At 70.3% G+C, this 18625-nt stretch carries 19 protein-coding genes; 14 read left to right on the forward strand and 5 right to left on the reverse strand.

Features of this window, described 5'->3' with window-relative positions; all coding sequences use genetic code 11:
- Positions 1-16: 16 nt before the first annotated feature.
- On the reverse strand, positions 17-448 hold the full coding sequence (locus tag ACFYWM_RS14795) for an ATP-binding protein (protein ID WP_389914112.1): 432 nt from the start codon (positions 446-448) through the stop codon (positions 17-19).
- 310 nt (positions 449-758) lie between these two features.
- Here ACFYWM_RS14795 and ACFYWM_RS14800 point away from each other — a divergent pair, with 310 nt between their 5' ends.
- From ACFYWM_RS14800 to ACFYWM_RS14810, 3 genes are all read left to right on the forward strand, one after another.
- Entirely contained in the window at positions 759-1625 is an 867-nt protein-coding gene (locus tag ACFYWM_RS14800) for a helix-turn-helix domain-containing protein (protein ID WP_389914115.1), read from the forward strand.
- Positions 1626-1862 carry a DUF397 domain-containing protein gene (locus ACFYWM_RS14805; protein ID WP_344749145.1) on the forward strand — a complete coding sequence of 79 codons (237 nt, stop codon included), beginning with the start codon at positions 1626-1628 and terminating at the stop codon, positions 1860-1862. It begins immediately after the preceding gene.
- Positions 1863-2039: 177 nt separating this feature from the next.
- Positions 2040-2240, forward strand: a complete 201-nt coding sequence (locus tag ACFYWM_RS14810) for a hypothetical protein (RefSeq protein ID WP_389914119.1) — start codon at positions 2040-2042, stop codon at positions 2238-2240.
- 96 nt (positions 2241-2336) lie between these two features.
- On the opposite strand, the gene ACFYWM_RS14815 is transcribed toward ACFYWM_RS14810, so the two are convergent.
- Positions 2337-2918 (reverse strand): histidine phosphatase family protein, encoded by a 582-nt coding sequence (locus ACFYWM_RS14815; protein ID WP_389914122.1) that lies wholly within the window; start codon positions 2916-2918, stop codon positions 2337-2339.
- Positions 2919-3136: 218 nt separating this feature from the next.
- Here ACFYWM_RS14815 and ACFYWM_RS14820 point away from each other — a divergent pair, with 218 nt between their 5' ends.
- The 8 genes from ACFYWM_RS14820 to ACFYWM_RS14855 all read left to right on the forward strand — a co-directional run bounded on the left by ACFYWM_RS14820 (position 3137) and on the right by ACFYWM_RS14855 (position 12647).
- Positions 3137-3991: a Gfo/Idh/MocA family protein gene (locus ACFYWM_RS14820; protein ID WP_389914125.1), complete on the forward strand. Its 855-nt coding sequence runs from the start codon at positions 3137-3139 to the stop codon at positions 3989-3991.
- 376 nt (positions 3992-4367) lie between these two features.
- On the forward strand, positions 4368-5327 hold the full coding sequence (locus tag ACFYWM_RS14825; RefSeq protein WP_389914128.1) for an ABC transporter substrate-binding protein: 960 nt from the start codon (positions 4368-4370) through the stop codon (positions 5325-5327).
- 323 nt (positions 5328-5650) lie between these two features.
- Entirely contained in the window at positions 5651-6637 is a 987-nt protein-coding gene (locus ACFYWM_RS14830) for a FecCD family ABC transporter permease (RefSeq protein ID WP_389914131.1), read from the forward strand.
- Positions 6638-6704: 67 nt separating this feature from the next.
- On the forward strand, positions 6705-7478 hold the full coding sequence (locus tag ACFYWM_RS14835; protein WP_389914133.1) for an ABC transporter ATP-binding protein: 774 nt from the start codon (positions 6705-6707) through the stop codon (positions 7476-7478).
- Positions 7479-7593: 115 nt separating this feature from the next.
- Positions 7594-8250, forward strand: coding sequence for an adenosylcobinamide amidohydrolase (locus ACFYWM_RS14840; protein ID WP_389914444.1), 657 nt, complete (start codon positions 7594-7596; stop codon positions 8248-8250).
- A 301-nt stretch (positions 8251-8551) separates the two neighbouring features.
- Positions 8552-10213: a hypothetical protein gene (locus ACFYWM_RS14845; protein ID WP_389914135.1), complete on the forward strand. Its 1662-nt coding sequence runs from the start codon at positions 8552-8554 to the stop codon at positions 10211-10213.
- A complete protein-coding gene (locus tag ACFYWM_RS14850; protein ID WP_389914138.1) occupies positions 10213-11796 on the forward strand; it encodes a serine/threonine-protein kinase in 1584 nt (527 codons plus the stop codon). The genes ACFYWM_RS14845 and ACFYWM_RS14850 overlap by 1 nt, the downstream gene beginning before the upstream one ends.
- Before the next feature lie 188 nt (positions 11797-11984).
- On the forward strand, positions 11985-12647 hold the full coding sequence (locus ACFYWM_RS14855; RefSeq protein ID WP_389914140.1) for a response regulator: 663 nt from the start codon (positions 11985-11987) through the stop codon (positions 12645-12647).
- On the opposite strand, the gene ACFYWM_RS14860 is transcribed toward ACFYWM_RS14855, so the two are convergent.
- Positions 12587-13291, reverse strand: a complete 705-nt coding sequence (locus ACFYWM_RS14860) for a hypothetical protein (protein ID WP_389914143.1) — start codon at positions 13289-13291, stop codon at positions 12587-12589. The genes ACFYWM_RS14855 and ACFYWM_RS14860 overlap by 61 nt on opposite strands.
- A 218-nt stretch (positions 13292-13509) precedes the next feature.
- Here ACFYWM_RS14860 and gdhA point away from each other — a divergent pair, with 218 nt between their 5' ends.
- The gene (gene gdhA / locus ACFYWM_RS14865; protein ID WP_389914146.1) at positions 13510-14853 is read left to right on the forward strand and encodes an NADP-specific glutamate dehydrogenase; all 1344 of its coding nucleotides are present in this window, start codon (positions 13510-13512) and stop codon (positions 14851-14853) included.
- 255 nt (positions 14854-15108) lie between these two features.
- On the opposite strand, the gene ACFYWM_RS14870 is transcribed toward gdhA, so the two are convergent.
- Complete coding sequence (locus ACFYWM_RS14870; RefSeq protein WP_389914149.1) at positions 15109-15705, reverse strand: TetR/AcrR family transcriptional regulator; 597 nt, start codon at positions 15703-15705, stop codon at positions 15109-15111.
- 55 nt (positions 15706-15760) lie between these two features.
- Between ACFYWM_RS14870 and ACFYWM_RS14875 the strand changes: the two genes are divergently transcribed.
- On the forward strand, positions 15761-16564 hold the full coding sequence (locus ACFYWM_RS14875; RefSeq protein WP_389914152.1) for an SDR family NAD(P)-dependent oxidoreductase: 804 nt from the start codon (positions 15761-15763) through the stop codon (positions 16562-16564).
- Positions 16565-16666: 102 nt separating this feature from the next.
- Here the strand turns inward: ACFYWM_RS14875 and ACFYWM_RS14880 are convergent, their stop codons facing one another.
- Positions 16667-17239 (reverse strand): hypothetical protein, encoded by a 573-nt coding sequence (locus ACFYWM_RS14880; RefSeq protein WP_389914154.1) that lies wholly within the window; start codon positions 17237-17239, stop codon positions 16667-16669.
- A gap of 553 nt (positions 17240-17792) precedes the next feature.
- Between ACFYWM_RS14880 and ACFYWM_RS14885 the strand changes: the two genes are divergently transcribed.
- Positions 17793-18443 (forward strand): carbonic anhydrase family protein, encoded by a 651-nt coding sequence (locus ACFYWM_RS14885; protein WP_389914157.1) that lies wholly within the window; start codon positions 17793-17795, stop codon positions 18441-18443.
- Positions 18444-18625: the final 182 nt, after the last annotated feature.

Below are 18625 nucleotides of genomic sequence, written 5' to 3' on the forward strand. Positions count from 1 at the left end.
CACTTGGGAGCAGGGACTACGGGTGGCCGAGGGGATCCGGCTCCTCGGGGAAGCCCGTCCTGAGGACGGCCCACACGATCTTGCCGTACGGGGCGAGCGGTGCCCAGCCCCAGCGGAGGCTCAGCGACTCGACGATGTGCAGCCCGAGACCGCCGATGTCGAGGGGAGAGGGGTCGCGGAGCGCGGGGAAGCCCGCTCCCGGGTCGTTGAGCGTGCAGGCGACCAGCTCTCCGCGCCGTAGCAGGGAGAGCCGGATCGGCTCCCTGGCGCGCGACTCGGCCAGTCTCAGGCCGTGTCTGAAGGCGTTGGTGGCCAGTTCCGAGACCACCACCTCCATGTTCTCGCTCAGCTCGCCGAGGCTCCACCCGGTGAGGGTGCCCGTCGCGAAGCTGCGGGCGGAGTGGACGGACTCGGGGTGTGGCGGGAGCACGAAGGTGGCGCTGGCCATGGCTGCCGGGGATCCGGGAAGGAGATCGCGCGCGGAATCGGGCCACCAGCCGGCGGGGGGCCACCAGTCGAGCGCCGTCCATGACGTTGACGCTCGGGGGGGCGCGGTTTGGGCGGACTGCACAGCCGTCATCATGGTGCAAACTCCCGTGCAGGTGCAAGAGCGAATGCACGTGCATTAGGTCTGTGCAACCGCTACCGTTACCCATGATTGGGTGATTACGGACGAAAGGGGATCTTGGTCGTGGCCAAGGATTCTTAGGTCACGAAGTGACAGACTGTCGATCAGGAAAGCGAGCGAGGAGCACCACGTGTCCATGGATCCGCCCGGTACCGGTTCCACTGTTCGGCGAATCATGCTCGGAGCGAGCCTGCGCCGGCTGCGTGAGGAGAAGGGACTCGCCCGAGAGGCCGCGGGATTTCACATCCGCGCCTCGGAGTCCAAGATCAGCCGCATGGAGCTCGGCCGCGTCGGTTTCAAGACGCGTGACGTGGAAGACCTGCTCACCCTGTACGGCGTGCTCGACGACGCAGAACGGCGCGGCCTGCTGGAGATGGTCCGCGAGGCGAACACCCCTGGCTGGTGGCACAAGTACGGCGACCTGTTGCCGAACTGGTTCACCACCTACGTGGGGCTGGAGGAGGCGACGAACATGATCCGCACCTACGAGGTGCAGTTCATTCCCGGCCTGCTGCAGACGTCCGCCTACGCGCACACCGTGATCCGGCTGGGCTACCCGGACGTGCCGGAGGCGGAGATCGAGCGTCGTGTGCATATGCGCATGCAGCGGCAGGATCGCCTGACGAAGAAGGACGGCCCCCGGTTGTGGGCGGTTATCGACGAGGCGGCCCTGAGGCGTCCCATCGGAGGCAAGGAGATCATGCGTGAACAGCTCCAGCACCTGCTGGAGGTGTCCTCGCTTCCCAACATCACCCTTCAGGTGATGCCCTTCCGATTCGGCATGCACGCGGCCGAGGGTGGTGCGTTCAGCATCTTGCGGTTTCCCGAGTCCGACCTGTCGGACGTCGTCTATGTCGAGCAGCTCTGGGGTGCCCTCTACCTGGACAAACGTGAGGATATCGATCCATATCTCACGGCCATGGAGCAGTTGTGCGTGGAAAGCACCACGCCCGGGGGCACCGCCGAGATCCTCGGCGATCTTCTCAGAGAGACGTAAATGAAGCAGACCTACAACGGCATGCCCGCCACTGACCTTGCCGGGGCCAGCTGGCGCAAGAGCCGCTACAGCAACTCGACGGGTAACTGCGTCGAACTGGCCGAACTGTCAGACGGCAGCATCGCGGTCCGTAACTCGCGTTTCCCCGAGGGACCCGCCCTGATCTACACGCGGGATGAGATCCGCGCCCTGGTGCTCGGGGTGAAGGATGGGGAGTTCGACGGTTTAACGGTGTAACACCGTTTTTACATCAGGGCCACCGGGTTAACCACGGCGCGCCTGTGATGTAACCGGGGGAGTGGATCGGCACGGAAGAGTTTGAGATCACAGTGATTGGGGGCTCAAACCGTGCTCGACCAGATGACCTTGTATCCGGTTGCCGACGACGTGTTGTTCGCACCAGGCGGACGCGTCGTGATCCGCACTTACGGCGTCGCCTCGGCGACCGGAGAGGGTACGCCCACTCCGGTGTCCTACCGCACATGGGTCACCGGAGTGCGCGACCAGCCGCGCTACTGGCGTTGGGGTCACTTCGAGGACGCCTGCCACGGCCATCGCAAGGTCCTCGAATGGCTGACCGGCCGGGGCCCCCAGCCCGCCGCGGCCGCCGCCTGAACGGGCCCACCACGCCGTACGGCGTGATCGTGCGAGGCCGTACGGCGTGATCGTGCGAGGTCGGCCGGGCGCGTCCCGGGCAAGGGGCGTACCGGGTCAGACGGGGGCGTTCCAGGTGAGGATCACCGGCTCGCCGTGCTCGAAGCCGAGCCGGGAGTAGGTCCCCGTGTCCAGACGGAAGAGACGCCCGTCCTGCGGGGGCAGCCCGAGCCATCGGGCGCACAGCACCCGCAGGTAGTGCCCGTGGGCGACCACGACCACGTCGCCCTCCGCCTCCCTGGCACGGGCGATCACCCGGTCGGCGCGCGCGCCGACCTGCTCCGCGTTCTCGCCGGGATGGCCGGCGTCACCGGGGACGACGCCGTCGCGCCACAGGTACCAGCCGGGGCGGCCCTCGCGGATCGCAGGGGTGGTGATGCCCTCGTAGCCGCCGTAGTCCCACTCCCACAGGTCGGGCTCGGTCTCGGGGTTCTCGATCCCGGCCAGCGCGGCGGTGTCCCTCGCGCGCCTGGCCGGGCTCACCAGGGCCAGGTCGAACGTCCGGCCCGCGATCAGCGGGGCCAGCGCCCGCGCCTGGTCCTCGCCCTTGGCGGTCAGCGGCAGGTCGGTGAGCCCGGTGTGCCGGCCGTCCCGGCTCCACTCGGTCTCGCCGTGCCGCAGCAGAGTCATCTGGTTCATGGTGGTCCCCATCATGCCGGTACGGACGGTGCCGCCGTCCGTCACCCTCCCGCCTATGAGGGCCGGGGCTCGTCAGCGGTTCGCCGGTGACCCGCGGGTGGCCCGTCGATGGCTCACCGGTGGCCCGCGGGTGGCCCGTCGGTGGCGCGCCGGAGGCGGGGCACGGAACACCGTCCGGGGCACGCGATCACGGTGGGAGGGCGTGCGAAACTGGATCGGTGACGTTATCTGTGGGTCTGGTGGGCGCCGGACCATGGGCCGAGATGGTGCACGCGCCGATGCTGGCGGCTGGTCCGAACACGCGTCTGGCGGGCGTGTGGGCTCGTCGTCCCGAGGCGGCGGCCAGGTTCGGCGCCCCGGTCTTCGAGCGGATCGAGGAGCTCTTCGACAACTGCGAGGCGGTCGCGTTCTCGGTGCCGCCCGCCGTCCAGGCGGAGCTGGGGGTGCGTGCCGCCAAGGCGGGCAAGGCGCTGCTGCTGGAGAAACCGCTCGCCGCCGACCTGGACGGGGCCCGGCGGCTGGCCGAGGCGGTGGCCGAGGCGGGCGTGGCCTCGCAGATGGTCCTCACCTGGCGTTACTCACCCGCCACCCGTGCTTTCCTGGCCAGGGTCTCGGCCATCGAGCCGTTCGGCGGGAGGGCGGCCAACGTCTCCGGGGCGATGCTCGGCGGGGCCTTCGCCACCTCCTGGCGGCTGGAGCGCGGCGCGGTCCTCGACGTCGGCCCGCACATGATCGACATGTTGGACGCGGCGCTCGGCAGGGTCGTCGGGGTCCGGGCGCACGGCAACCCGCTGGGCTGGGTCGGCCTGCTGCTGGAGCACGAGACCGGCGCGGTCAGCGAGGCGTCGCTGTGCATGAGCGTGCCGGGTGAGAACCCGCCCTCCGACGTCGAGATCTACGGGCGTCTCGGCCGGGAGTCCCTGGACGGCACCCGGCTGGGCTCCGACGTCTTCTCCCTCATGCTCGCCGAGTTCGCGTCGACCGTACGGCGCGGTGGCGGCCACCCGCTGGACGCCGCGCACGGCCTGCGCCTGCAGGAGATCATCGCCGCCGCCGAGAAGCAGCTCGGCTGAGGGGGACCCGGCAGAAGCGGTCCGGCAGGAGCGGCCAGGCAGAAGCGGTCCGGCAGAGGGAGGCCTGGCAGGGGTGGCCCGGCAGGAGCGGTCCGGGAGGAACGGCCAGGCAGGAGCGGCTCGACAGGGGCCCGGCGGGAGCGGTCCGGCGGCCCCGTACACCGGGGACCCTGGGGAGACGTCCGGGGGGATTGATACCGTTCGTCTGACGCGCAGCGTGAGCGAAGTCCGGTGTGAGCCCGGCGCTGTCCCGCAACTGTCATGGCCCCCGAGGGGTCGAGCCAGGTCGCCTCCGCCGCGTCGACGACGACCCTCGTGGAAAAGGGTGACCCGTCTCTCCTGGGTCTCTCGGTTCCGGCAACTGAAAGGACCTCGTGTGAGGCCCGTACGCAGCGTCCCCGCCGCCCTCGCCGGTGCCCTGCTCGCCGCGCTCACCCTCGCCGGATGCGGCCAGAGCACCACCGCCTCGTCCCCCACCACCTCCGCGAGCGCGGAAGCCACCCCCTCGGCGGCGGGATTCCCCGTCACCGTCGAGGCGGGCAACGGCCCCGTCGCCATCGCCAAGCGGCCGGAGCGGATCGTCTCGCTGTCGCCCACCGCCACCGAGAGCCTGTTCGCGGTCGGCGCCGGGCCGCAGGTCGTGGCGGTGGACGACCAGTCCAACCATCCCGCCGACGCGCCGAAGAGCGACCTGTCCGGCTTCAAGCCGAACGTGGAGGCGATCATCGCGAGGAAGCCCGATCTGGTCGTGGTCGCCAACGACGCCGACGGCGTCGTGGCCGCGCTGGGCAAGGTCGGCGTTCCCGTGCTGCTGGAGCCCACCGCCACCAAGCTCGACGAGGCGTACGACCAGATCACCGATCTCGGCGCCGCCACCGGCAACGGCGACAAGGCCGCCGAGCTCGTCGCCGGGATGAAGAAGCAGCTCGACGAGATCGCCGCCGCCGCGCCGAAGGACGCGAAGCTCACCTACTACCACGAGCTGGACACCACTCCCTACGCGGCCACCTCCACCACCTTCATCGGGCAGATCTACGGGCTGTTCGGCCTGACGAACATCGCCGACGAGGCCCCCGACGCGGCCGGGGGCTATCCCAAGCTCTCCGCCGAGTTCGTCGCCAAGGCCGACCCCGACCTCGTCTTCCTGGCCGACACCAAGTGCTGCGGCCAGTCCAAGGACACCCTCGCCAAGCGTCCCGGCTGGTCCAAGCTCTCCGCCATCAAGAACGACCAGGTCATCCTGCTCGACGACGACGTCGCCTCCCGCTGGGGGCCGCGTGTCGCCGACCTCGCCAAGCAGGTCGGCGACGCAGTCCAGAAGGTGGCGGCAGGCTGACCGGCGTCAAGAAGAAGAACCGGGAAATGTTCCCGCCCCGCCCCGAAGGACGAGGCATCCGCCCCGGACATCCGGGGATCCCGGGTGACGCGGCCTCGGGGCCGCCGTCCCCGGGTACCGGTACGGACATCAGCGTCGGTACAGGCACCGGCACCGGCACGAACGCCGAAACCGACACAGACGCGAGCACCGGTACCGGCACGAACACAGGCACAAGCACGGGCACCGACACCGGTATCAGCGCGGGCGCCGGTGTGGACCGGAAGGACGGGGCTCAGGATAGGCAGGCGGCACGGCTGAACCCGCTGGTGACGGTCTCGGCCGTGGGCCTGCTCCTGGCGAGCATGCTGGCCGGGCTGCTGGTCGGCGCCGCGGGCATCGCGCCGCGCGGCGTGCTGCTCCAGCTGCTCGACTGGCTGCCGTTCGTCTCGGCCGACTCGGGGCTGGCCCCGGTCGAGCTGGGCCTGCTGACCGAGCTGCGGCTGCCCCGGGTGCTGCTCGCCGCGATCGTCGGCGGCCTGCTGGCCATCGCCGGAGCCGGGTACCAGGGGGTCTTCCGCAACCCGCTCGCGGACCCCTACCTGCTGGGAGCCGCCGCGGGCGCCGGTCTGACGACCACGGCGGCGATCGTCTTCACCGGCGGCGACGTCGAGGCGATCGGCATTCCCGCCGCGGCCTTCGCCGGGGCCGTCGGCGGCGTGCTGCTCGCCTACGCGCTGGGCAGCGTGGCGGGCCGGGGCGGCGGCACCGCGACGCTGGTCCTCGCGGGCGTCGCGGTCACGTCCTTCCTCACCGCGATCCAGACGTTCCTGCAGCAGCTCAGGGTGGAGGAGCTCCAGCGCATCTACGCGTGGATCCTCGGCGACGTCGGCGGCGGCTGGGGCCAGGTCACGCTCGTCGCCCCGTACGCCGCCGTCTCGGTGGTGGTCATGCTGCTGCACGGCAGGCTCCTCGACGTACTCTCGGTCGGCGACGACGAGGCGGTCACCCTCGGCCTGAACGCCGCCCGCGTCCGCCTCGTCGTGCTGCTCGCGGCCTCCCTGGCCACCGCGGCGGCCGTCGCGGTCAGCGGGCTGATCGGCTTCGTCGGCATCGTCGTGCCGCACGTGGTCCGCCGCCTGGCCGGGGCGTCGTACCGGATCGTGCTGCCGATCTCGCTGATCGGCGGGGCCGCCTTCCTGGTCCTCGCCGACCTGATCGCCAGGACCGTGCTCGCCCCCGCCGAACTGCCCATCGGAGTGGTGACCGCCTTCGTCGGCGCGCCGTTCTTCGTGGCCGTGCTGCGCGTGACCCGCCGGGTGGAGACATGACGCCGTACGGTGAGCGCGCGGCCGCCACCCGCGTGCCGCGTGAAAGGGAGAGGCGGAGGGGAGGCCGGTGAGCCATCTCGTGGTGAGAGACCTGTCGGTCGTGCTGGACCGGCGCGCGGTGCTGTCCGGCGTCGGCCTGGACGTACGGGACGGCGACTGGCTGGCCGTCATCGGCGCCAACGGCGCGGGCAAGTCCACGCTGCTGCGCGCCCTGGCGGGAGTGCTGCCCTTCGGGGGCGAGGTGCTCGTCGACGACGTGCCGCTCGGGCGGCTCAAGCCGAGGGAGCGGGCCCGGCTGCTGGCCTGCGCCCCGCAGTCCCCGGCGCTGCCGGTCGACATGACCGTGTTCGACTACGCCCTGCTCGGCCGTACCCCGTACATCCCCTACCTGGGCAGGGAGAGCCGCCACGACCGGGAGGTGACCGCCTCGGTGCTGGAACGGCTGGACCTCTCCTCCCTCGCCGCCCGCCCGCTCGCCCACCTGTCCGGCGGCGAGCGCCAGCGCGTCGTGCTCGCCAGGGCACTGGCCCAGCAGGCGCCGGTGCTCCTGCTCGACGAGCCCACCACGGCCCTCGACCTGGGACACCAGCAGCAGGTCCTGGAACTCGTGGACCGGCTGCGGCTGGCCGACGGGCTCACCGTCGTCACGACCCTCCACGACCTGAGCCTCGCGGGCCAGTACGCCGACTCGATGATGCTGCTCTCGGGCGGCCGGGTCGCCGCCTCGGGCTCCCCGGCCGAGGTGCTGACCGGGGAGCTGATCGGTGAGCACTTCGACGCCCGCGTCCGCGTCGCGGCCGGTCCCGGCGGCAGGCCCGAGGTCCATCTGGAACGTCCTTGAACGGGACCGGGATCGGAACCGGAATCGAGACCGGCCGGAGGTGTTCGTGAACGGGCCTGACGAGGTCCGTCCGGACGTCGTCGCCCAGCGGGCCCGGGGTTCGCACGGGGCGTCCCTGAGGCTGAGCCACCGCGTCGAGGACGGCGCCCGGCTGGCCGCGCTGCTGTGGGAGTTCGGGCCCGGCTGGCGGGCGATCTCCTCGGCCATGCTCGGCGGCGGCATCGGCCCGGCCGCCTGGATGCTCAACGCGCAGGTGGTCGCCGGATACTCGCGGATGGACCCGGTGGACCACCTCCTGGAGCTGGCCCCGGCCGGCCCCGGGGTCGGCATGCTCACCGCGGCGTCGGTCGACCGCTTCACCCGGGCCCGCGACGGGGGAGCGGAGGTCGTGGCGACCGTCGGCCTGCGCGTCCCCACCTGGGCCGCCGCCCCGGAGGGCGCCGCCGACCCCGAGCTGGCCCCCGTGTACCTGCCGGGAACGATCAACATCGCGGTCGCCGTACCGGTCGCCATGAGCGACGCCGCCCTCGTCAACGCGGTCATGACGGTGACCGAGGCCAAGACCCAGGCGCTGCTGGAGGCCGGTTTCCCCTGCACCGGCACCGCCTCCGACGCCGTCTGCGTGGCCGCCCCCGAGCGTGTCCCCGGCGGTCCCGAGGAACTCTTCGGCGGCCCCCGCTCCACCTGGGGCGCCCGCATCGCCCGCGCCGTCCACACCGCCGTCCACCAGGGCGCCCACCTGTGGGCGAACCGTGACGGGACGACCACCTGACCTCTCAGCTGAGGGCGGGCCTCTCTCGCGGGCCGATCGCGGGCCGATCGCGGACGGATCTTCGTACGGTATACCTTGTCGCGCCGGGAGCCGGTCAGGATTAGACTTTGCGTAACTGTCCGCGACGGGGCGTGGGCGTGACGATGGGCCGTGAAACGGGATGGTCAGGACGGGGTGGCGATGCCCTGCTCATGACCTTTCGCGGGTGATGGCGGGAAAGAAAGTCAAGCCCTCGGGCCTGGACGGTTCACTTATTCACCCCTGTTTGCGACCCTGGTCCTATCCCCTGTAGGGAGTGGCGATGCGGCGGTTCGGTTCTGCGCTGGTGGCGTTCGGAGGGCTCTCTTTGGCGATCGCCGGGGTGGCCCCCGCCCTGGCGCACGAGCACCCCAGCGGGATCACCGACCTGGTGACCCCCGCGGTGGTCAGGATCGAGGCGACGGCGAAGGTCGACATCACGCTGCTCGACCACATCGGCGAGCTGGTGCACGTGGAGCGTTCCTACGAGGTGCCGATCGGCAGCGGCACCGGCACCGTGATCAACCCCGACGGCGGCATGGTCACCCTCACCCGGGTGGTCAAGACCGACCGCGACGTCCGGATCCACGCCGCCAACAAGATCTTCGCCGCGCACCACAAGGTCAAGATCCCAGACGACTTCGAGCGGCACAAGCTCAAGGACGACCGGCTCGACCACCACCTGCAGGAGTGCTACCCGCCCAAGCAGCCCACCGCCACCTGCATCATCGACGTCACCACCGAGATCACGGTCTTCCCCAACATCTCCCCGGCCGACAAGGAGGGGTTCAAGGCCGAGATCGTCCGCACCGGTGACAGGCCCGACAGCCCCGCGGTGCTGAGGCCCGTCGGCCGAGCCGACGGGAGCGCGGGCCTGCCCACCGCCCCGCTCGCCACCACGGTCCCCGCCAAGGAGGGCTCGCCGGTGGCGGTCGCGGGGTTCACCGGGCGGCCCGCCGCGAACCTGCCGGAGACCGTTGACATCGCCCACCTGCGGGCGGGCGGCGCCGGAGAGGGCGGCCGGCAGTTCAAGGACCCGGAGGGCAAGGTCAACGAGCCGGAGAAGCTGGGCGCCCTGATCGACAGGGGCCTGCTCGGCGGCCCGGTGATCGAGGACAAGAAGGGCGAGGTCGTCGGCCTGCTGATCGGCGGCGGCAAGGACGCCCGGATGATCGGCGTCCGCGAGGTCACCAAGGCCCTGGCCGAGGCGGACGTCGCGCCCGCCAGAGGCCCGATCGACGCCGCCTTCGAGCAGGCGCTGACCCGCTTCCACACCCACTACTACGGCGACGCCGTCCCCGCCTTCCAGCGCGTGCTGGAGCTCTACCCGGGCCACACCGTGGCGGCCGCGCACCTGAAGACGTCGCAGGCCAAGCGCGGCACCGCCGAGGACGAGGCCACCAAGAGGGCGGCCGCCTCCACCGACCTGCCCGGGGGCACGCCCCTGTGGCCGTTCCTCGCCGGCGGCGGCCTGCTGGTGCTGGCCGTGCTGACCGTCGCGATCCTGCTCTGGCGCCGCAGGTCGCAGGAGCTCGACCCCGAGCCCGACCCGGAGCCGGGTCAGGGGCCGGGTCCGGGCGCGGACACCAGGCCCCCGGTCCCGACCTCGCCGCCGATACCGATACCGATTCCACCGCGACCGGCCTTCGACGAGCAGGCCGACTCCACGGTCGTGGTCGGCCGCTCCTTCCCGGCGCTGCCCAAGATCTCCACCACGCCCGGCCAGCCGGTGCTCGTGGCACGCGACCCCGGTCACAACACGGGCCCCGGCCACAACACGGGTCCGGGCGCGGGCCCCGGCCACAACACCGGTCCGGGTTCCGTCACGGGATCGGGGACGAAGCCCGGTGACACGCTGTCGCAGAAGTACTGCACGGGTTGCGGGATGCGGCTGGGACCCGCCCACAGCTTCTGCGGCTACTGCGGCCAGCCGGCCAAGACGTGATGTCCGTGAACGACAGGGCGCTGATCGGCCGGGAAGTGGCCGGCTACCAGGTCGAGGACATCATCGGCAAGGGCGGCATGGCCGTCGTCTACCTCGCGGTCGACTCCAGGCTCAACCGCCGGGTGGCGCTGAAGATCCTCAACCCGCTCCTCGGCGAGGACGACCGGTTCCGCCAGCGCTTCGTGCTGGAGTCGCGCACGGTCGCGAGCATCGACCACCCCAACATCATCCCGATCTACGAGGCCGACAGCGCCGACGACGGCACCCTCTACATCGCGATGCGTTACGTCGCGGGCCCCGACCTGCGCAAGCTCTTCTACGACCGGGGGCCGATGCCGGTCAGCCAGGTCAGCCGGATCTTCGCCCAGGTGGCCGCCGCGCTCGACACCGCGCACGCCCACGACCTGGTCCACCGTGACGTCAAGCCCGCCAACATCCTGATCGCCGCCCACACCGAGGGCGACCACGCCTATCTCACCGACTTCGGCATCACCAAGCATCGCACCTCGATCTCCGGGCTGACCCAGACCAACCAGTTCATCGGCACCCCCCGATACATGTCGCCCGAGCAGATCAACAAGGAGCACATCGACGGCCGCTGTGACCAGTACGGCCTGGCCTGCGTGGTCTACGAGGCGCTGTCCGGGCGGCTGCCCTTCCAGCGCGACAACGAGATCGCCCTGCTCTGGGCGCACCTCGCCGAGACCCCCACGCCGCTCACCACGCTCCGTCCCGAGCTGCCGCTGGAGGTCGACGGCGTGATGATGCGGGCGCTGGCCAAGTCGCCCGAGCAGCGCTACGACACCTGCGGCCAGTTCATCGCCGAGCTGCGCGACGCGATCAGCGGCGCCGGCCAGCCGTACCAGCTCGTGCAACAGGCTCCCTACACCCCGACGGCGCAGACGGCGTCCAGGGCGGCCGAGACGACCGAGGCGTCCGGCACACGGAAGGCGCCGAAGCGGAAGCCCGCGTCCGGGAAGGGCATCCTCATCGGCGCGGCCGTGGCGATCACGGCGATCGTCGCGCTGGTGGCGGTGCTCGCGACGTTCCTGCGCGGCGACGACACCTGGGCGGCGTACGGCGGCTCGCCCGCGGTGCCGGTCGCCTTCCAGTACCCCGGGGCCTGGACCCTCCAGCCGCACGCCGACGTGTTCGTGGCGGCCTCGCCGAAGGTGGAGCAGTTCCGCACGCTGTTCGCCACCCCCGTCACCGCCGACTGGGCCGCGGCGAACGAGATCATCAAGGACGCCCCGCAGGACGCCACCGGCTTCTACGCGCAGACGCTCGACACCCTCGACCCGCTCAGCGGCGCCAAGCAGCTGCAGGAGACCCTGCAGTCCTCCCTTCCCGGGACGGTGAGCGTCTTCTCCCAGGTCGTCCAGGTGAGCGTGGGCGGACGGAACGCCTCGCGCCTGCAGGGGACGATCGCCGACCCGCAGCGCGGCGGCCAGCTGGAGTTCACCGGCTGGGTCGTCGAACGGCCGGACGAGCCCGCCCTCCTGATCTACTTCTGCGCCTCCGGCAAGTGTGACGACACGGTCGCCAACCGGTTCGTGAGGAGCGTCTCGTTCCCGGCTTCCTGACGCGTTGACTTGTGCCCCACTTGTGAGCGGCTTGTCCGGGCGTTTTGTCCTATGGGCAAGACGGTCGGCAGGCTTTAGTCTCCCCGAATGGCGGTTCTCCTTCCCCTTCTTCGGCACCCGCGCGTGCGGGCCGTCGAGCGCTCGCCCCCGGAACGAGGTGTCCAGCCGCCTGACAAGGAGGAGAAGAAGTGAGCATCCGCGTCGTGATCGCCGACGACCAGGCGATGGTCCGTGCCGGGCTGAAGCTCGTGGTGGAGAGCGAGCCCGGCCTGGAGGTGGTCGGTGAGGCCCCCGACGGGATCGAGGCCCTCGCCGTGACCCGCCGCACCAAGCCCGACATCGTGCTGATGGACATCTCGATGCCGCGCCTGGACGGTCTCACCGCCGCCAGGCAGCTGCTGGCTCAGCCCGACCCGCCGAAGGTCGTGATGCTCACGACCTTCGACACCGACGAGAACCTCTACGCCGCGCTCCGCGCCGGGACCAGCGGGTTCCTGCTCAAGGTCTCGCCGCCCGAGCAGCTCGTGGAGGCGATCCGGGTCGTCGTCGCCGGGGACGCCCTGCTCGACCCGGCCGTCACCACCCGCGTCATCGCCTCCTTCGCCGGGCGCCACGACCCCGCGCCCCCGCCGCAGCTGGCCGAGCTCACCCCGCGCGAGCTGGAGGTGCTGCGCTCCCTGGCGCGCGGCCTGACCAACGCCGAGATCGCGGGCAAGCTCTTCGTCGGCGAGGCCACGGTCAAGACCCACGTGGCGCGGGTGCTGATGAAGCTCCACCTGCGCGACCGGGCTCAGGCGGTGGTGTTCGCGTACGAGTCGGGCGTGGTCCGGCCGGGAGCGACCGTCGGATAGTAGGAGATCCACTCCTCGCGGCTCATCCGGAGCATCCTCACCCCAAGCCGGCCCAGCGCGACCGCGGGGGCGACCCACAGCGGGATGGTCGCCGGGCCGTACGGGACCACCAGCGAGGCGCCGTACCCGATGAGGACGACGAGTGGCACCCACCAGTGCGTGAATCCCGCCCGCCAGACGCCGACCAGCAGGATGGGCAGGCCGAAGAGGGCGAAGAACAGCCAGGGCATCTGGAATCCGAAGACGATGCCGGGCAGGTTCAGCATCTCGTCGAGGATCCGCTGCGTCTGCTCGGGGGTGTTCCGCTGCCCGAGCCACCACTCCACCGGGTCGGAGATGAGCAGGCCCGACAGGTTGATGTAGCCGAGGACGGTGAGCGGGCCGACGATGTGGCCGAAGACCACCGCGCGGCGGCGCATCACGTGCAGCAGGCTGAGGGCCACCAGGGCCATCAGCAGGTAGGCCCAGTGATACAGCACCGACTGGACCTGGGCGAGGGCGGGGTTGTCCCCGAAACTGACCGCCTCGCGATCGTCGCCCCAGGTGCCGGGGTCGACGAGGACGGCGACGAGCTGGAGCAGCGGGGCGACGATCAGTAGCGTGCCGGAGGCGATGCGCCGGAAGTCGGCGGAGTCCTTGAACATGGTTCTCCCTGCCTGTGGGGGGGCGTGGCGGTCTGTCGGCCAGGTCCGTCAGCCAGGAAGTTAGGGGTAGGACCCCGGTCGGGTCGTCCGCCGCCGGGTTGATCTGGGATCCCCCTACTGGGGTAAGAAGTTCTCACCACGGGCGATCAGGGATGTGGGATGCGCGCCTCGTGATGGTCCGACCGCCCTGCGTGAACAAACGACCGGAAAGACGCGTGATGTTGCACGAAAAGCTGAATTCGATCTACGACAGCGTTCTGCGCCGCAACCCGGGGGAGGTCGAGTTCCACCAGGCCGTACGCGAGGTGCTGGAGAGCATCGGGCCGGTCCTCGGCAAGCACCCCGAGTACGCCGAGTCCAAAATCATCGAGCGGATCTGCGAGCCGGAGCGGCAGATCATCTTCCGGGTGCCGTGGGAGGACGACCAGGGGGAGGTGCACATCAACCGTGGCTTCCGGGTCGAGTTCAACAGCGCCCTCGGCCCCTACAAGGGCGGGCTGCGCTTCCACCCCTCGGTCTACCTGGGCATCGTCAAGTTCCTCGGCTTCGAGCAGATCTTCAAGAACAGCCTGACCGGCCTGCCGATCGGCGGCGGCAAGGGAGGCTCGGACTTCGACCCCAAGGGCCGCTCCCAGCGCGAGGTCATGCGCTTCTGCCAGAGCTTCATGACCGAGCTCTACCGGCACATCGGCGAGTACACCGACGTCCCCGCCGGGGACACCGGCGTCGGCCAGCGCGAGGTCGGCTACCTGTTCGGCCAGTACAAGCGCATCACCAACCGGTACGAATCCGGGGTGATCACCGGCAAGGGGCTCAGCTACGGCGGCGCCCAGGTCCGCACCGAGGCGACCGGCTACGGCTGCGCGTTCTTCGTCGACGAGATGCTGAAGGCACGCGGCACCTCCTTCGAGGGCAAGCGCGTCGTCGTCTCCGGCTCGGGAAACGTCGCCGTCTACGCGATCGAGAAGATGCAGCAGCTCGGCGGCGTCGTGGTCGCCTGCTCCGACTCCTCGGGGTACGTCGTCGACGAGAAGGGCATCGACCTCGACCTGCTCAAGCAGATCAAGCAGGTCGAGCGCCTCCGGATGGACGTCTACGCCAAGCGCCGCGGCGGCGAGGTGTCCTTCGTACCGGGGCGGAGCATCTGGGAGGTGCCGTGTGAGGTGGCGATGCCGTCGGCCACCCAGAACGAGATCACCGGCAAGGACGCCGAGGCCCTGGTGCGCGGCGGATGCGTCGCGGTCGGCGAGGGCGCCAACATGCCGACCACGCCCGAGGGCATCCGGATCTTCCAGGAGGCGGGTGTCGCCTTCGGCCCCGGCAAGGCCGCCAACGCGGGCGGCGTGGCCACCAGCGCGCTGGAGATGCAGCAGAACGCCAGCCGCGACTCGTGGACCTTCGAGTTCTCCGAGCACCGCCTCCAGGAGATCATGAAGGACATCCACGGCCGCTGCCTGCAGAGCGCCGCCGAGTACGGCATGCCGGGCAACTACGTGGCCGGTGCCAACATCGACGGCTTCAAGCGCGTCGCCGACGCGATGCTCTCCCTCGGCCTGATCTGAGGCCGGTCTGATCTGAGGTCGGTTTGATCCGAGGCCGGTCTGATCTGAGGTCGGTTTGATCCGAGGCCGGTCTGATCTGAGGTCGGTTTGATCCGAGGTCGGTCTGATCTGGAACGCCCGCCGATGACCGCCAAAGGCGCCGGTCATCGGCACACCCCGTGGACGGCCGGACCTTTGGGCCCCTGTACCGCGTCAACCGGGGGAGAGCGTGCGGACGATCCGCTCTCCCGGCATCAGGAGTGACGCCCCCGGGACCTAGCACTCGCCCATCGCGGCACGCGTCTGGGACGGTGACATGGGCGGGACGGGCAGGGGGTGGGCCGCTTCGGCGCGCAGGCCGTCGAGGGTGAGGGCGAGGTGCCGTCGCCAGACGCCGGGAGCGACGCGGAACGTCGCGCGTACGGTCGCCGCGACCCCCCAGATGACGAACGCCATGTCGTCGAGCGCGACGTCGTCTCGCAGGTCGCCCGCCTCCTGGGCGCGTTCGATGATCCGGCGCATCAGCGCGTACCCCGTGCCGGTGTCGGACGTGGCGCCGCGTACGGCGAGGTCGTTGTAGCCGAGGTCGGCGGCCTGCAGCCCGCACACGCCGGTGATGAACGCGACGAACCCCTCCCAGGCGTCGTCCGCCGCGAGCGAGCTCGTGGCCAGGTCGGCGACCGTCGCCACCCGGTCCTCGAACACCGCCGCCACCAGCTCGGCGCGGGTCGGGAAGCGGTTGTACAGCGTCCCGATGCTCACCCCCGCCGTGCGGGCGATCTCTTCCAGCGGCACGTCGAGCCCCCGGTCGGCGAAGAGCCGCCTGGCCGCCAGGAGGAGACGCTCGCGGTTGTGGAGGGCGTCCTTGCGCATACGGGAATCCTCGCTTAAGTTGAGGCGCATCTCAACTTGAGGGAGGTCTCAACTTATGTCACGGACCATCGTGATCACCGGCGGCACGAACGGCATCGGCAAGGCCCTCGCCCGGCACCACGCCGAGCGGGGCGACCTGGTGATCGCCGTGGGCAGCGGTGAGGCGGGCGGCGAGCGCCTGCGCCGGGACGTGCCCTCGGCGCGCTTCGTCCGGGCCGACCTCAGCTCCGTCCGGCAGACCCGCGACCTGATCGAGCGGCTCCGCGACGACCACCCGGTGATCGACGCTCTGGTGCTCGGCGCCTTCAGGTACAACCGGGAAAGGGTCGAGACCGAGGAGGGGTTCGAGCACACCTTCGCCCTGTACGTGATCAACCGCTGGCTGATGGCCGAGGGGCTGCGCGAGCCGCTGGAGCGGGCGCCGGCGCCCGTGATCGTCGACCTGTGCGGCGTCGGGGGCATCCGCGCGGGACGGATCCGCTGGGACGACCCGCAACTGACCAGGGGCTATCGGCCCTTCAGGGCGACGATGCAGGGCGCCAGGGGCAGGGAACTGCTGGCCTCGACCTACGCCGCCGAACGGACGAGCTACGTTCTCTACAACCCGATGTTCGTGGCGACCGGACTGTTCGAACCCTTCCGGCAGCCGGTACGCGGTCTCGTGCGGGTGACGTCGGCGCTGTTCGCCCAGCCGGTGGCCAGGGCCGTGCCGCCGATCGCCGCGCTCATTGACAGCCCTCCGGCCGGACCGCTCACCGCCTGCCGGAGGGGCAGGCCCATCGCGTTCGCCGTCGACCGTGACCAGGCTTTGAGGTTCGAGAAGCTCGTCCGTGCGACGGTGGCGCCGTTCTCCGGATGACCGTCTCCGGCCCGTCGTTTCCGGCTGATCGGCGGTGCGTTCGGCCGGAGGAGGGGGGTCCCGGCAGGCCCCGCGCTCAGGGCCTGCCGGCCGGACGTGCGCTCAGCCCACGCCGGGGACGACGGGGGTCCTCTCCTTGAAGTCGTAGCCGTTCTTCACGGCGTTCTGCCGCAGGCTGTCGAAGGAGTTCTTGCTGGCCTGAAGGTCGGCCTCGGTGGCGGTGCCGTTCTTCAGCTTGCCTGTCAGGTTGCTGAAGCTGTCGGTGACCGCCTTGACGCCCTTGCACATCGTCGGGTTGGCCAGGGCGAAACGCCTGGCGACCTTCAGTTCGTGCAGGGTGAAAAGCCCGGCCACGGCGGCCTTCGCGAAAGTCCGCTTTCGCTTTTCCGCTCCGGCCTTGAATCCACCGCTCTGCAGCGGTTTGTAGATGTAGCGATAAAAGGCTCCCAATGCGAGACCCGCGTGCAGCGCGAAGCGGGTCTTGGCGAACCTCTTGGTGTTGGCGCCGACCGGGCACTCCTCCGCGGTGTACTCCTCCGCGTCCGTCGAGAGGTCGGCCCCGGGCGGTGCGCCCGCGGCGGGCGGAACGGCCGCGGGCGGCGCTGTCGTGGCCACGACGGCCTCGGGCCTCACCGTGGTCGGCCTGTCGCCGCCGCAGCCACCGATCAGTGTCACGGCCAGCAGTGCCGCTGCCGGGACGGCAACGGATCGGGCACTCCGTACAGGCATCTTCCCCCCTGGATGACGGTTACGGCGTCGCCTTTCGCCCCCTTTGTACCCTTTGTGATTGCTTCGACACTTTGTGTGAAGCGAGGGTCTTCGAGGTCCGTCCCGCCGGAGATGCGCGGGGGTGTTCGCCCGGACAGGTGTGACCGCCGAGGTGGCCCGCGTACCGCGCCTCGCGGGGCAGGGCCCTGATCGCAAGTAATCGCTTGTTTACTTCTGGTCGTTTTGGACGCGAAAAAACAAGGTGCAGATTCACTTTTTTCGACTAACCTCTCCAATGCCCTTATGTCGCTCTTAATGCGGACATTGCCCTCTTTGGCACTCCGTAGGCGGCGTATTTGGCATCCCCTCGTACGAAAGGCGACTGGTGCGGTACCGTCTTGCCCCCATTGCGGTGGCTGCTATGTTTTCCCTCCCGTTCATTTCCCTTTCCGCTCCCGTTCAGGCTCAGGTCAAGCCGTGCCACGGCCACGGCACGGACAGCGCGGTCCAGACTCCCGTCGTGATCGACCGTGCGGCGGCGTGTCCGGGCACCGGGCCCGCGCTCGCCATCCACTACCCGCACAGCGTCGACGGGACGCTCCTGTTCCAGGACAAGCCCCCGCTGGAGGAGGCGAGCGAGCACGACGACGTCAGGTTCGTCGTCGGCACCGGCGCTTCCCAGCCGTACATCACCTACGGCGGGCAGCGCTACAACCTCAACAACGTCCACTTCCACGGCCACGCCGAGCACAGGTTCGCCGGACAGCCCTTCGCCCCGCTCGAGGCCCACTTCGTCCACGAGCGGGCGACCGGGCCGAAGGGCTACGTGGTCTTCTCGGTCCTCGTCGACGCCAGGACCTTCCACGGCCTGTCCCAGCACGACCGCCTGATCAAGTCGCCCCCCGCTCTCGGCGAGTCCAGGAGCCTCCACGGCGTCGACCTCAGGGCCCTGCTGCCCGAGAGCCACGCCACCTACCGCTACACCGGCTCCCTCACGACGCCGGACGAGACCGGCACCTACTTCCAGCCGGTCAACTGGGTCGTCTTCAACCAGCACGCGAAGGCGCATCAGAACAACATCCAGTCCTACAGGTCCCTGTGGGGCCCGGAGGGCAACCACCGCGAACTCCAGGAGAACAACCCGGAGCCCAACTTCTACTCGTACCACTGACGGCACGCCGTTCCGGGTCCGCCCGGTTCCGCGGCCGTGAAACGACCACGCCGACCGAGGTGCGCCTCGGTCGGCGTCGTCGTTCGGGGGCATGTGCCGCCCGGGTCGCCGGCCCCCGGGGCCCCAATCTTTTACCCTCCGCACCCCATAAGGGATGCGTCAAAACGGGCATAAGTTGTGTA

This window comes from Streptosporangium sp. NPDC002721 (assembly GCF_042888905.1).
GTDB lineage: Bacteria > Actinomycetota > Actinomycetes > Streptosporangiales > Streptosporangiaceae > Streptosporangium.